The organism is Azospirillum sp. INR13 (genome assembly GCF_015390205.1).
Lineage (GTDB): Bacteria > Pseudomonadota > Alphaproteobacteria > Azospirillales > Azospirillaceae > Azospirillum.
The window spans coordinates 102138-114352 of the sequence record NZ_VUOI01000007.1; the positions used below are offsets into that span (position 1 = coordinate 102138).

A 12215-nucleotide genomic window follows, 5' to 3' on the forward strand; every position below is an offset into this window, starting at 1 on the left:
CCGCTCACTCCGCCGCGACGGTCTCGCGCGCGGCTTCCTCGGCCGGCACCGTGCGGATCAGGTGGTCGAAGGCGGCCAGCGCGGCCTTGGCACCCTCGCCCATGGCGATGACGATCTGCTTGAACGGCACCGTCGTCGCGTCGCCGGCGGCGAACACGCCGGGCAGTGAGGTCTGGCCGCGGTTGTCCACCTCGATCTCGCCGCGCGGGGTCAGCGCCAGCGTGCCCTTCAGCCATTCGGTGTTCGGCACCAGGCCGATCTGCACGAAGATGCCTTCCAGATCCACCCGCTTCAGCTCGCCGCCGGTGCGGTCCTTGTAGGACAGACCGACGACCTTGCTGCCGTCGCCATGCACCTCGGTGGTCTGGGCCGAGACGATGACGGTGACGTTGGGCAGGCTGTGCAGCTTGCGCTGCAGGACCGCGTCGGCGCGCAGCTGGCTGTCGAACTCGATCAGCGTGACGTGCGAGACGATGCCGGCGAGGTCGATGGCCGCTTCCACGCCGGAGTTGCCGCCGCCGATCACCGCCACGCGCTTGCCCTTGAACAGCGGACCGTCGCAGTGCGGGCAGTAGGCCACACCCTTGTTGCGGTATTCCGCCTCGCCCGGAACGTTCATCGAGCGCCAGCGGGCGCCGGTCGACAGCACCACCGTGCGGGACTTCAGCGAGGCGCCGCTCGCCAGCTTCACCTCGATCAGGCCGCCTTCCTGGGATGCCGGCACCAGGGCGGTGGCGGTCTGGAGGTTCATCACGTCGACCTCATAGTCCTTGACGTGCTGTTCCAGCGCCGCGGCCAGCTTCGGCCCCTCGGTGTGGGAGACCGAGATGAAGTTCTCGATCGCCATGGTGTCGAGCACCTGACCGCCGAACCGTTCGGCCGCGACGCCGGTGCGGATGCCCTTGCGGGCGGCGTAGATGGCGGCTGCGGCACCGGCGGGGCCGCCGCCGATCACCAGCACCTCGAAGGGTGCCTTGGCCTTGATCTTCTCGGCGGCGCGGGCGATGGCACCGGTGTCGAGCTTGGCGACGATCTGCGCCACGTCCATGCGGCCCTGGGCAAAGGGCTCGCCGTTCAGGAAGACGGTGGGGACGGCCATCACCTGCCGTTGCTCGACCTCCTGCTGGAACAGCGCGCCGTCGATGGCGACATGCTTGATCCGCGGGTTCAGCGCGCTCATCAGGTTCAGGGCCTGGACCACGTCCGGGCAGTTCTGGCAGGACAGCGAGAAATAGGTCTCGAAGCGGAAATCGCCGTCCAGGTTGCGGATCTGCTCCAGCAGCTCCTCGGATTCCTTGGACGGGTGGCCGCCGACCTGCAGCAGGGCCAGCACCAGCGAGTTGAACTCGTGCCCCATCGGCAGGCCGGCGAAGGTGACGCCGATGTCGCTGCCGTCGCGGTTGATCGCGAAGGAGGGGCGGCGGGCGTCGGCGCCGTTGCGGTCCAGCGTGATCTTGTCGGACAGCGAGGCGATGTCTTCCAGCAGGCCCAGCATCTCCTGCGACTTCGCCCCGTCGTCCAGCGACGCGACCAGCGTGATCGGGTGGGTGATGCGCTCCAGGTAAGCCTTCAACTGCGTCTTCAGATTGGCGTCCAGCATGGCTCTCTTTCCCAACGTCTCGTGTCCGGGGCGGATCGCCTGCCTGAAATGGCGGCGGTCCGGGCGGAGAAAATGGTGGCCCGAGTCGGAAGAGCCGGTCGGGCAGGCGGTCCGGTTTTGAAACAGTGAAGAGTTCGAAACGTCATCGTCCTCCCCGCGCAGGCGGGGATCCAGACTTTGAAAGGACTGCGACAAAAAGCGCGGCGTCTGGGTGCCCGCCTTCGCGGGGATGGGGAAACCGACGACGAAACCCGTCACGGGGGGCTTTGAAACCAGCCCGTGGAAACCGCCCTGCGGCCGTTCCGGCCGGCAAGGGTACTGCGATGAACACCCGCCGGAAGGCGGAGGGTGGGGCCGGCCGGAACCGGCCCCCGATCCTTTGGGTTCCCGAAGGACCCTTAGATCTTGCCGACCAAGTCGAGCGACGGGGCGAGGGTCTTCTCGCCTTCCTGCCACTTGGCCGGGCAGACTTCGCCCGGGTGGGCGGCGACGTACTGGGCGGCCTTGACCTTGCGCAGCAGTTCCTTGGCGTCGCGACCGACGCCGCCGGCGGTGATCTCGACGATCTGGATCTTGCCGTCCGGGTCGACGACGAAGGTGCCGCGGTCGGCCAGGCCGACTTCCTCGATCAGGACCTCGAAGTTGCGGCTGATGGCCAGCGTCGGGTCACCGATCATGGTGTAGCCGATCTTGCCGATGGCCGGCGAGGTGTCGTGCCAGGCCTTGTGGCAGAAGTGGGTGTCGGTCGAGACGCTGAAGATCTCGACGCCCAGCTTCTGGAATTCGGCGTAGTTGTCGGCCAGGTCTTCCAGTTCCGTCGGGCAGACGAAGGTGAAGTCGGCCGGATAGAAGAACACGACCGACCACTTGCCCTTCAGGTCGGCGTCGGTCACGTCGATGAACTTGCCGTTCTTGTACGCGGTCGCCTTGAAGGGCTTAATCTCGCTGTTGATCAAGGACATTAGTGTTCTCCGATGGGGTGCGATGAATGGTTGTCGCCTCAATCCCCGGCCGGTGGCCGTGACATGCCCGACTTAGTGCGGCGCACCGGGTCGAACAAGGGGGGCTGTATCAGGTGGCTGGGGTGAGGCGTCGTTCCGTTGTCCCGTTGACCCGAGGAGGAATACGGGAAATCTGTGATCAAGAGAAGTAGAAAATACCAATTGAACTGATCGATAAATCCGATTACATATCCCGGCATGAAGCCGCTCCCCACCTTGCGCCAACTCCGCTATCTCGTCGCCGTCGTCGACCGCTGCCATTTCGGGCAGGCGGCGGAGGCCTGTCTCGTCAGCCAATCCACACTCAGCGCCGGCCTGCAGGAATTGGAAGACCTGCTGGGCGCAACGCTGGTGGAGCGCACGCGCCGTTCGGTGCTGCCGACCCCGCTCGGCCGCGAAATCGCGGAACGGGCACGCCAGCTGCTGAAGGGAGCGGAGGAGCTGGTGGAGATCACCCGCTCCGCCGCCGACCCGATGTCGGGCGCCCTGCATCTGGGGGTGATCCCGACCATCGGTCCCTTCCTGATCCCCCGCGTGATGCCGGCCCTGCGCGAGGCCTTCCCGCGCCTGCGCCTGTATCTGCGCGAGGACCAGACGGCCCGCCTGCTCGGCCAGCTGAACGCCGGCAAGCTCGACGCGGCCCTGCTGGCCTTGCCCTATCCGATGGGCGACCTGGAGACGGAGGACATCGCGGAGGACCGTTTCTCCTTCGTCTGCCCCACCGGCCACCGGCTGAGCGGCGGCGACCCGACTCAACCGGTGGCGGTTCCGTCGGAGGATTTGCTGCTGCTGGAGGACGGGCATTGCCTGCGCGACCACGCCATGGCCGCCTGTGCGCTGGACGCCACGCCGCACAACACCGCTTTCCAGGGCACCAGCCTGCACACGCTGGTGCAGATGGTGGCGAACGGGCTGGGGGTGACGCTGCTGCCGCAGATGGCGGTCGATTCGGGCATCCTGCGCGGGCTGGATCTGGCGGTGCATCCGCTGGCCGGCAACCGCCCCGGCCGCCGCATCGCGCTGGCATGGCGCCGCACCTCCGGCCGGAAGGAGACCTTCCAGCGGCTGGCCGAGGCGCTCAGGGCGGAGATGACGCGCAACGACGGCTGAGGGGCGGTGCCGGAAAGAATCGCTTGGTCCGGCGGGTGCGAGGTGGTTTAAACGGGACGGTTTTTCCCTTGCCTACACTGCCGTTCAACCCGCTTTCGGGACACCCTGCGTCATGGTCACCACCGACACCGACACCGCTTCCGTCCCTGGCCCTCTGTTCGACCGCGTCGCCATCGTCGGCATCGGTCTGATCGGCTCCTCCCTGGCGCGGGCGCTGGCGGAATATGGGATCGCGCGGCAGGTCGTCTGCGCCGACCGCAACCCGGAAGCCTGCGCCAAGGCGCTGGAATTGGGCATCGTGGCGGAGGCCACCACCGATCTGGCGGCGGCGTTGGCCGGTGCGGAGCTGGTGGTGCTGGCGACCCCGGTCGGCAGCTTCGCCGCGGTCGGCGAGGCCATCGGGCCGTTGCTGAAGCGCGGGACCATCGTCACCGACGTCGGTTCGGTCAAGCAGGCGACGCTGCGCGACATCGGGCCGCATCTGCCGGACGGCGTCCACCTGATCCCCGGCCATCCGGTGGCGGGCACCGAGCATTCCGGTCCGGAGGCCGGCTTCGCCACCCTGTTCCAGGGCCGCTGGTGCATCCTGACCCCGGCGACCGGCGCCGACCGCCATGCGCTGGCGCGGGTGACGGAGATGTGGCGCCGCGTCGGCTCCACCGTGGAGATCATGGAGGCCAACCACCACGATCGGGTGCTGGCCATCACCTCGCACCTGCCGCACCTGATCGCCTACACCATCGTCGGCACCGCGTCGGACCTGGAGGAGGACACCAAGTCCGAGGTCATCAAGTTCTCCGCCGGCGGCTTCCGCGACTTCACCCGCATCGCCGCCAGCGACCCCGTGATGTGGCGCGACATCTTCCTGAACAACCGCGAAGCGGTGCTGGAGATCCTGCAGCGGTTTACGGAAGATCTGACGGCGCTGCAGCGCTCCATCCGCTGGGGCGAGGGCGAGCAGCTGCAGGACCACTTCACCAAGACGCGGGCGGTGCGTCGGGGATCATCGACGCGAAGCAGGCTTAAAGCCCTCTCTCCCCCGGGGAGAGGGAAATCCTCGGCGGATTCGTTCCTGCCAGTTACGACGCCCGCAGCGCCCCCAGGAACCCGTCCACCTCCTGCCGCATCCGTCCGGCATCGCCGGTGACCGTGTCCACCGAGCGCACCATCACGCCGCTCGCCTCTTCGGCGGAGGCCGCGGCGGCGGTGACGGCGGCGATGTTGTCGGAGACGGTGCGGGTGCCGTCGGCGGCATCCTGGATGTTGGCGGCGATCTCGCCCACGGCGGCGGACTGCTGCTCCACCGCGGTGGCGACCTCGGCGGCGATCTCGTTGATGCGGGCGATGGTGCGGGTGACGGCGCCGATGGTGTCGACCGCGGTGCCCGACGCGGTCTGGATCTCGACGATGCGGGCCTGGATCTCGGCGGTCGCCTTGGCGGTCTGGCCGGCGAGCTGCTTGACCTCGCTGGCGACGACGGCGAAGCCCTTGCCGGCCTCCCCGGCGCGGGCCGCTTCGATGGTCGCGTTCAGCGCCAGCAGATTGGTCTGGCCGGCGATGCCGGAAATCATGTCCACCACCTTGCCGATCTCCTCCGCCGCTTCGGCGAGGCTGCCCATCACTGCGGTGCTGCGTTCGGCGTCGCGGGTGGCGTCGGCGGCGATGCCGGCGGAATCGGCGACCAGACTGGCGATGCCGGCGAAACTGGCCGACAGCTCGGCGGTGGCGGCGGCGACGCTGTCGACATTGGCCGAGGCGCGGCCGGCGGCGGACGACACGGCGTCGGAATGGCGCGCCGTCTCGGCCGCACCCTCCGCCATCGCGCTGGAGGCGGCGGCCATCTCGGCGGTGGAGGCCGACAGCGCTTCGACCAGCCGCTTCACCGTCGCCTCGAAGCCATCGGCGAGAGTGCGCAACTCGCGGCGGCGTTCCTCGGCGGCGGCGGTCTTCAGCCGCTCCTGCTCCTGCTGCAGGCGTTCGGTGTCGAGCATGGTGTCGCGGAACACGCGGGCGGCGGTCGCCATGCGGCCGATCTCGTCCCGGCGGCATTCCTCGAAACTGGCGGAGAAGTCGCGGGCGGCCAGCCGCTCCAGGGCGCTCGCCACGTCGAGGATCGGGCGGGAGATGCCGCGCACCAGCACGACGCCGAAGCCCAGCGCCAGCAGGGTGCAAAGCGTCACCCCGCCCAGCACCATGCCGTGGGCGCTGTTGTAGACCTCCGCTCCCTGGTCGGCGACGGCACCGGCATCGGCCATCGTGCCGTCGACCAGTGTGTCCAATGCCTCCTGCACGCGGGCGAAGGCGACGGCGCTGGGGCGCTTGAAGACGCTGACGGCGGACTGGGCATTGCCGTCGCGGGCCTGGGCGCGCACCCGGTCGGCCGCGGCGGCATAGGCGGTCCAGGCTTCGTCGAACGCCGCCAGCCGCGCCGCCCCTTCCCCGGCGGTGAAGCGGGTGCCGGCGTCCTGCCGGCGGGCCGTGACCTCGGCCACCGCGTCGGCCCAGCCCTTTTCCGCCTGGTTCACCTGCATCTCGTTGGTTGCGAGCGCATAGGCGGCTTCGGCGATGCGATGACTCTGCGCGGCGGAGGTCAGTTGACCGGCCAGCTGGGTCGCCGGCAGCGAACGGCTGCGCATGGTTTCCGCAGCATTGTTTAGGATTTCGAGCCGGCTGAGCGTGAACAGGCCGAAGGCGCCGGCCATCACCACGGTGCCCAGCACGGCGACGATGATCTTGGCGCGGATGGTGAGGCGCCCGAACGCACGAATTTTAGCCATTTTGCCTGCATCCCCGCCAAGCCTTCGGCAAGGAATCATCCCGCCCGAAGGTATTGTTCGACCCTCAACCTTACTAATCCGAACGTTTAAAATTATCAACGCGGAAGGCGAGTGAATTCGTCGGAAATCGGAGGGGACGGGCAATGGTCACAGTGCGGGAAAGAACCGGCCCGAAAACGAAACGGCCGCCGCACCCGGTTGGTGCGGCGGCCGTTTCGGGACCGGCTGAGGATGGAGGTCAGGCGGCCTTGCGAACGGACCCCAGCTCGGTGAACAGCTTCACCACGGCTTCGACGAACTCGTTCAGCTGGTCCTGGCCCAGCGCCGAGACCGTGATGTCGTCGACGACCAGAGCCTCGTCGCTGATCCGGCCGCCGGCGGCGGTCAGATCGGCACGGTAGGCCTCCGGGGCGGCCAGCAGGCGGCCGCGCAGCTTGCCGGGAATGGCGAGCAGCTGGATGCCCTGGTCGATGGCGGCGATCGGCTTGCCGGCATCCAGGAAATGGCCGACGATGCGGCGGGTGTGGGCCGACTGCTGCAGCTTCGCCACGCTGCGCTCACCGCCCGGCAGCAGCAGCATGTCGAAGTCGGCGCCCAGCGCCTCGCTCAGATGCTTGTCCACCGGGAAGTAATGGCCCCAGGACTTGCCGTGCCAGCCGTTGACCAGACCCGTCTCGGTGGAGATGGTACGCAGCGTGGCGCCGGTCTTGATCAGGGCGCGTTGCGGCTCGGTCATCTCCGCTTCTTCGAAGCCGTTGGAGACGAGGATGGCGATGGACTTTCCTGCGAGCGATTGATCCATACTGTCTTGTCCTTTCATCGTTTCACCAAAGAACGCCGGATCATCTCCGATAGCGTGTTCGCCAGGGGAGAACCCGCCGGGGGCCTGCCGGAGCAGGGGGCGGCCGGGAAACGGTCATCGCCGCGCAGGGGGATGCGCGGCGGCCAGTTCCGCCCGCCGGTGGCCCGAGATCGGGGTGCCGGCGTGTGGGACCTTTACGTCCCGGATCGGTTTGTTTTCAGCATGCGAACTTAATTGGTCCCGATGCGGTGCCAAGTCAACAACGGATTCCGCGCCGCACCCAAGGCCGGCGGCCTGCGGATTCCCTGTCCGGCAGGGAATTCGGCGCTATTTTCCAGCCCCGTTCAAGACTTTCGGCCCAGCCGGGCCGTACCACCGGTTGATGCGGCGCAGGTCTGCCATACCATAGGGGCGTGGCTTCACCGACGGTTTATTTCGAATGAACGGCTTCAAATCCGTTCGGAGACAAAAAAGCGGCCGGGGGGAAGGCCCCCGGCCGTCGGCAAGTCAAAGCATCAGCCGTTCGAAAAGATCCGGCTCGCACACCGGATCACGGACCAATCCCGATGATCGGAACCTGCGATCAATGGAACTGGTCAGCCTCGGTGGAGTCCTTGTACGCGGTGGTCGAGGAGGTGCCGCCGGAGATCGCCGTGGCGACCGCGTCGAAGTAGCCGGTGCCGACTTCGCGCTGGTGCTTGGTGGCGGTGTAACCGTCCTTCTCGGCCGCGAACTCGGCCTGCTGCAGTTCGGAGTAGGCGGCCATGCCGCGCTCGGCGTAACCCTTGGCGAGCGTGAAGGCCGAGTAGTTCAGGCTGTGGAAGCCGGCCAGCGTGACGAACTGGAACTTGTAGCCCATGGCGCCCAGCTCGCGCTGGTACTTGGCGATGGTGGCGTCGTCCAGGTTGGCCTTCCAGTTGAAGGACGGCGAGCAGTTGTAGGCCAGCATCTTGCCCGGGAACTGCTTGTGCACGGCCTCGGCGAAGCGGCGCGCCTCGTCCAGGTTCGGCTTGGAGGTCTCCCACCACATCAGGTCCGAATACGGCGCGTAGGACAGGCCGCGGGCGATGCAGTGATCGACGCCCATGCCCTTCTTCAGGCGGAAGAAGCCCTCGGTGGTGCGGCCGGAGTCGAAATCGATGAAGGGATGGTCACGCTCGTCGATGTCCGAGGTGATGAGCTGCGCCGACTCCGCGTCGGTGCGGGCGATCACCAGGGTCGAGGTGCCGCAGACGTCGGCGGCCAGACGGGCGGCGTTCAGCGTGCGGATGTGCTGCTGCGTCGGGATCAGAACCTTGCCGCCGAGGTGGCCGCACTTCTTTTCCGAAGCCAGCTGGTCTTCCCAGTGCACGCCGGCGGCGCCGGCCTTGATCATCGACTTCATCAGTTCGAAGGCGTTCAGCGGGCCGCCGAAGCCGGCCTCGGCGTCCGCGATGATCGGCGCGAACCAGTAGGTGTCGCCCTTGCCCTCGGAGGTCTGGATCTCGTCGGCGCGCTTGAAGGCGTTGTTGATGCGCTCGACCACCGCCGGGACCGAGTTGACCGGATACAGGCTCTGGTCCGGGTACATCTGGCCGGCCGTGTTGGCGTCGCCGGCGACCTGCCAGCCGGACAGGTAGATGGCCTTCAGGCCGGCCTTGACCGCCTGCATCGCCTGGTTGCCGGTCAGCGCGCCCAGCGTGTTGATGTAGGGCTCGGTGTTCAGCAGTTCCCACATGCGGCGCGCGCCCAGTTCGGCCAGCGTGTACTCGATCTTGACCGAGCCGCTCAGACGCTTGACGTCGTCCATGGTGTAGTCGCGGCGGATGCCCTCGTAACGGGCGGCGTGGATGGCGGCCTTGGTCTTTTCATCGAGCGACATGGGTCAGGTTCCTTATGTCCGGTACGCCCGGTTGATCGGGGCGGAACTTGGGTCTCGGGGCGGGCCTTTTGTCGGTCCCTGCGGCTGATGTGCAGCGGCGTTTCCTCCCGCCGTAATCAACCGCACTTTGCCGTCTTGGTGGCCGCTTGCGCTTTACAGCGCGGCCGTGGATCAAGAGTTAAACCTGCCTCGGGTGCGTTGCAATAAGCCCTTGTTTGTAAAAAGGTCCGTTTGTAAACTGCCGTTTTCACAATCCTGTAAATCCGTAAATCTTGTAAAGCTGAAGGGCATGCCGTGGCGACCATGGAAAAGAAGGCGATGCTGGGTCCGAAGGTCCGCCGCCTGCGCCGCGACCACGGCCTGACCCAGGCCCAGATGGCGGAGCAGCTGGGCATCTCCCCCAGCTATCTGAATCTCATCGAGCACAACCAGCGCCCCGTCACGGTGCCTCTGCTGTTGAAATTGGGTCACCAGTTCGGCGTCGATCTCCAGGCCTTCGCCGAGGACGAGGAAAGCCGGCTGGTGGCCGGCCTGCGCGAGGTGTTCGCCGACCCGCTGTTCGACGGCTCCGACATCAAGAACCAGGATTTCCGCGAGTTGGCGGCGGTGGCGCCGACGCTGGGGCAGGCGGTGGTCGCGCTCTATCGCGGCTTCCGCGGCGCGCGCGACGACCTGCAGGCGCTGGCGGAGCGGGTGGCCGACCGCGAGAAGCTGCATCTGGTGCCAGAGCGCCGGCTTTCCGCAGGACGAGGTGCGCGACCTGTTCCAGACCCATTCCAACCATTTTCCCGATCTGGAGGCGGCGGCCGAAAGCCTGTGGCAGGACGGCAAGCTGGAGCGCGGCGACCTCTATCGCGGGCTGGTGGACTGGCTGAACACCCAGCACAGCGTCCGCGTCCGCCTGCTGCCGTCGGAGGTGATGGGCTATGCCGTGCGCCGTTTCGACCGCCACAGCCGGCGCATCCTGCTGTCGGAAATGCTGGCGCCATCGGGACGCACCTTCCAGCTGGCCTGCCAGATCGCGCTGCTGCGCCACCGCGACCTGCTGAACGGCATCGTCGACGCCGCCAACCTGTCGGGCGACGAGGCGCGGCGGCTGGCCCGTATCGGGCTGGCCAACTATTTCGCCGCGGCGGTGCTGATGCCCTACGCCCGCTTCCACGAGGCGGCGACCCAGCTGCGCTACGACATCGAGATCCTGCGTCGGCGCTTCGATGCGTCCTTCGAGCAGGTCTGCCACCGGCTGACCACCCTGCACCGGTCGGGGGCCAAGGGCGTGCCCTTCTTCTTCATGCGGGGTGGACAGTGCCGGCAACGTGTCCAAGCGCTTTTCCGGCGCCGGCTTCCATTTCGCCCGCTTCGGCGGCGGCTGCCCGCGCTGGATCGTCTACGACGCCTTCCGCACGCCGGGCAAGATCCACAGCCAGATGGCGGAGATGCCGGACGGCACCGCCTATTTCTCCATCGCGCGCACGGTGGTGAAGGCCGGCGGCGGCCACCGCAGCCCGCCGCAGCAGTTCGCCATCGCGCTCGGCTGCGACGTCCAGCATGCGGCTCAGGTCACCTATGCGGACGGGTTCGACCTGTCCAACACCGACGCGGCGACGCCGATCGGCGTGAATTGCCGGCTCTGCCCGCGGCTGGACTGCTCGCAGCGGGCGTTCCCGCCGCTGAATCATCGGCTTATCGTCGACGAGAACCTGCGCGGCCTGTCGCCCTACCTGTTCGCGCCGCCCAGCGCGGAATGAAGCGGCGATTGACCGGGATCAATGTTGTACGGCGGAGTTTGTGTTGTTTGCCGGAAAGCCCGTCATTTGACTGGTATAAATCCGTGGCCTTCGACCGGGTTTGTTGATAGGTTTCGGCCGTTGCGTCGCGGCAGCTCCGCTTGCGTGTCTGCGCACCGGCCACCTGATGCAGCGTCCCGGACAATGGCTAGAACAGTGCCAACGGAGTTGGCCTCGACAGGTTTTGGAACGCCCCCATGAGCAACTTGATCAAAGAGCGCGTGCTGACCGTTCACCACTGGACCGACACGCTGTTCAGCTTCACCACCACGCGCGATCCGTCCTTCCGCTTCCTGCCGGGGCAGTTCACCATGATCGGGCTGGAGGTCGACGGCCGGCCCCTGCTGCGCGCCTACAGCCTGGTCAGCGCGCATTACGAGGAGACGCTGGAGTTCTTCAGCATCAAGGTGCAGGACGGCCCGCTGACCTCGCGGCTCCAGCACCTGAAGGAAGGCGACACGCTGCTGGTGAACCGCAAGGCGACCGGCACGCTGATCACCGACAACCTGCTTCCCGGGCGGAACCTGTATCTGCTGAGCACCGGCACCGGCCTGGCGCCGTTCCTCAGCATCATCAAGGACCCGGAGATGTACGAGAAGTTCGACCGGGTGATCCTGACCCACGGCACCCGCACCGTGGCGGAGCTGGCCTATGACGACCTGATCCACCACAGCCTGCCGGAGAACGAGTTCTTCGGCGAGCAGGTGAAGGAAAAGCTGCTGTATTACCCCACCGTGACGCGCGAGCCCTTCCGCAACCAGGGCCGCCTGACCACGCTGATGGAGACCGGCAAGCTGTACAGCGACCTGGGCCTGCCGGAACTGGACGCCGAGAAGGACCGCGTGATGATCTGCGGCAGCCCGGCGATGCTGGCCGAGACCACCGCGATGATGGAAAAGCGCGGCTTCGTCATGGGCACCAACGGCGAGCCGGGCGGGTTCGTGATCGAGAAGGCGTTCGTGGAGCGGTGAGATTTGGTGTTTTTTTGGCCGCGTTCGACCCCCACCCTAACCCTCCCTCGCTGGGCGGGGGAGGGGATAAGTGCTTGTGCGGGAGAGTGGCGGCAGTCCCTCCCCCGCCCAGCGGGGGAGGATAGGTGGGGGTCTGACGTCCCCACAAAGTCACACCCTCCCGGCGGAATAATCTCTCCCTCCCGCACGTTTACCGTTCTGTGACGAAGGCACGTCACTCAATCCTTGACCGACTGGGCGCGCCTCCTTTTGGGGGGCGCGCCCATTTTCTGTCCGCATCCGTGAATAAAATCACCCTCCGGCCTG

General features: G+C 67.0%; 8 protein-coding genes and 3 pseudogenes. 6 read left to right on the forward strand and 5 right to left on the reverse strand.

Annotated features, from left to right (window positions below; all coding sequences use genetic code 11):
- Positions 1 to 4: 4 nt before the first annotated feature.
- On the reverse strand, positions 5 to 1600 hold the full coding sequence (gene ahpF, locus F1643_RS08210; protein ID WP_194912510.1) for an alkyl hydroperoxide reductase subunit F: 1596 nt from the start codon (positions 1598 to 1600) through the stop codon (positions 5 to 7).
- 398 nt (positions 1601 to 1998) lie between these two features.
- Positions 1999 to 2562 (reverse strand): alkyl hydroperoxide reductase subunit C, encoded by a 564-nt coding sequence (ahpC, locus tag F1643_RS08215; protein WP_149222839.1) that lies wholly within the window; start codon positions 2560 to 2562, stop codon positions 1999 to 2001.
- A 237-nt stretch (positions 2563 to 2799) separates the two neighbouring features.
- Between ahpC and F1643_RS08220 the strand changes: the two genes are divergently transcribed.
- Together F1643_RS08220 and F1643_RS08225 are read left to right on the forward strand one after the other, a co-directional pair.
- A complete protein-coding gene (locus tag F1643_RS08220; protein WP_194912511.1) occupies positions 2800 to 3711 on the forward strand; it encodes a hydrogen peroxide-inducible genes activator in 912 nt (303 codons plus the stop codon).
- 112 nt (positions 3712 to 3823) lie between these two features.
- Positions 3824 to 4737: pseudogene (locus F1643_RS08225) on the forward strand (prephenate/arogenate dehydrogenase family protein).
- 53 nt (positions 4738 to 4790) lie between these two features.
- Here F1643_RS08225 and F1643_RS08230 read toward each other — a convergent pair.
- The 3 genes from F1643_RS08230 to aceA form a co-directional block, all read right to left on the reverse strand.
- Complete coding sequence (locus F1643_RS08230) at positions 4791 to 6488, reverse strand: methyl-accepting chemotaxis protein (protein ID WP_194912516.1); 1698 nt, start codon at positions 6486 to 6488, stop codon at positions 4791 to 4793.
- A 238-nt stretch (positions 6489 to 6726) separates the two neighbouring features.
- Entirely contained in the window at positions 6727 to 7290 is a 564-nt protein-coding gene (locus tag F1643_RS08235; protein ID WP_042697580.1) for a DJ-1/PfpI family protein, read from the reverse strand.
- Between the two features lie 583 nt (positions 7291 to 7873).
- Positions 7874 to 9151 carry an isocitrate lyase gene (gene aceA, locus F1643_RS08240; RefSeq protein ID WP_194912519.1) on the reverse strand — a complete coding sequence of 426 codons (1278 nt, stop codon included), beginning with the start codon at positions 9149 to 9151 and terminating at the stop codon, positions 7874 to 7876.
- Positions 9152 to 9526: 375 nt separating this feature from the next.
- On the opposite strand from aceA, the pseudogene F1643_RS22615 reads away from it, so the two are divergent.
- The 4 genes and pseudogenes from F1643_RS22615 to F1643_RS08250 all read left to right on the forward strand — a co-directional run.
- Positions 9527 to 9595: pseudogene (locus tag F1643_RS22615) on the forward strand (hypothetical protein); the annotation flags it as partial.
- 475 nt (positions 9596 to 10070) lie between these two features.
- Positions 10071 to 10340: pseudogene (locus tag F1643_RS22620) on the forward strand (ImmA/IrrE family metallo-endopeptidase); the annotation flags it as partial.
- A gap of 127 nt (positions 10341 to 10467) precedes the next feature.
- Positions 10468 to 10899 (forward strand): DUF2083 domain-containing protein, encoded by a 432-nt coding sequence (locus tag F1643_RS22625; RefSeq protein ID WP_370540522.1) that lies wholly within the window; start codon positions 10468 to 10470, stop codon positions 10897 to 10899.
- Positions 10900 to 11135: 236 nt separating this feature from the next.
- The gene (locus F1643_RS08250; RefSeq protein WP_014189844.1) at positions 11136 to 11909 is read left to right on the forward strand and encodes a ferredoxin--NADP reductase; all 774 of its coding nucleotides are present in this window, start codon (positions 11136 to 11138) and stop codon (positions 11907 to 11909) included.
- Positions 11910 to 12215: the final 306 nt, after the last annotated feature.

What these genes read in the sequence shown, in the direction of transcription:
- ahpF (WP_194912510.1), bottom strand. Translation starts at nt 1,600, where the DNA reads ATGCTGGACGCCAATCTGAAGACGCAGTTGAAGGCTTACCTGGAGCGC.
- ahpC (WP_149222839.1), bottom strand. Translation starts at nt 2,562, where the DNA reads ATGTCCTTGATCAACAGCGAGATTAAGCCCTTCAAGGCGACCGCGTAC.
- F1643_RS08220 (WP_194912511.1), top strand. Translation starts at nt 2,800, where the DNA reads ATGAAGCCGCTCCCCACCTTGCGCCAACTCCGCTATCTCGTCGCCGTC.
- F1643_RS08230 (WP_194912516.1), bottom strand. Translation starts at nt 6,488, where the DNA reads ATGGCTAAAATTCGTGCGTTCGGGCGCCTCACCATCCGCGCCAAGATC.
- F1643_RS08235 (WP_042697580.1), bottom strand. Translation starts at nt 7,290, where the DNA reads ATGGATCAATCGCTCGCAGGAAAGTCCATCGCCATCCTCGTCTCCAAC.
- aceA (WP_194912519.1), bottom strand. Translation starts at nt 9,151, where the DNA reads ATGTCGCTCGATGAAAAGACCAAGGCCGCCATCCACGCCGCCCGTTAC.
- F1643_RS08250 (WP_014189844.1), top strand. Translation starts at nt 11,136, where the DNA reads ATGAGCAACTTGATCAAAGAGCGCGTGCTGACCGTTCACCACTGGACC.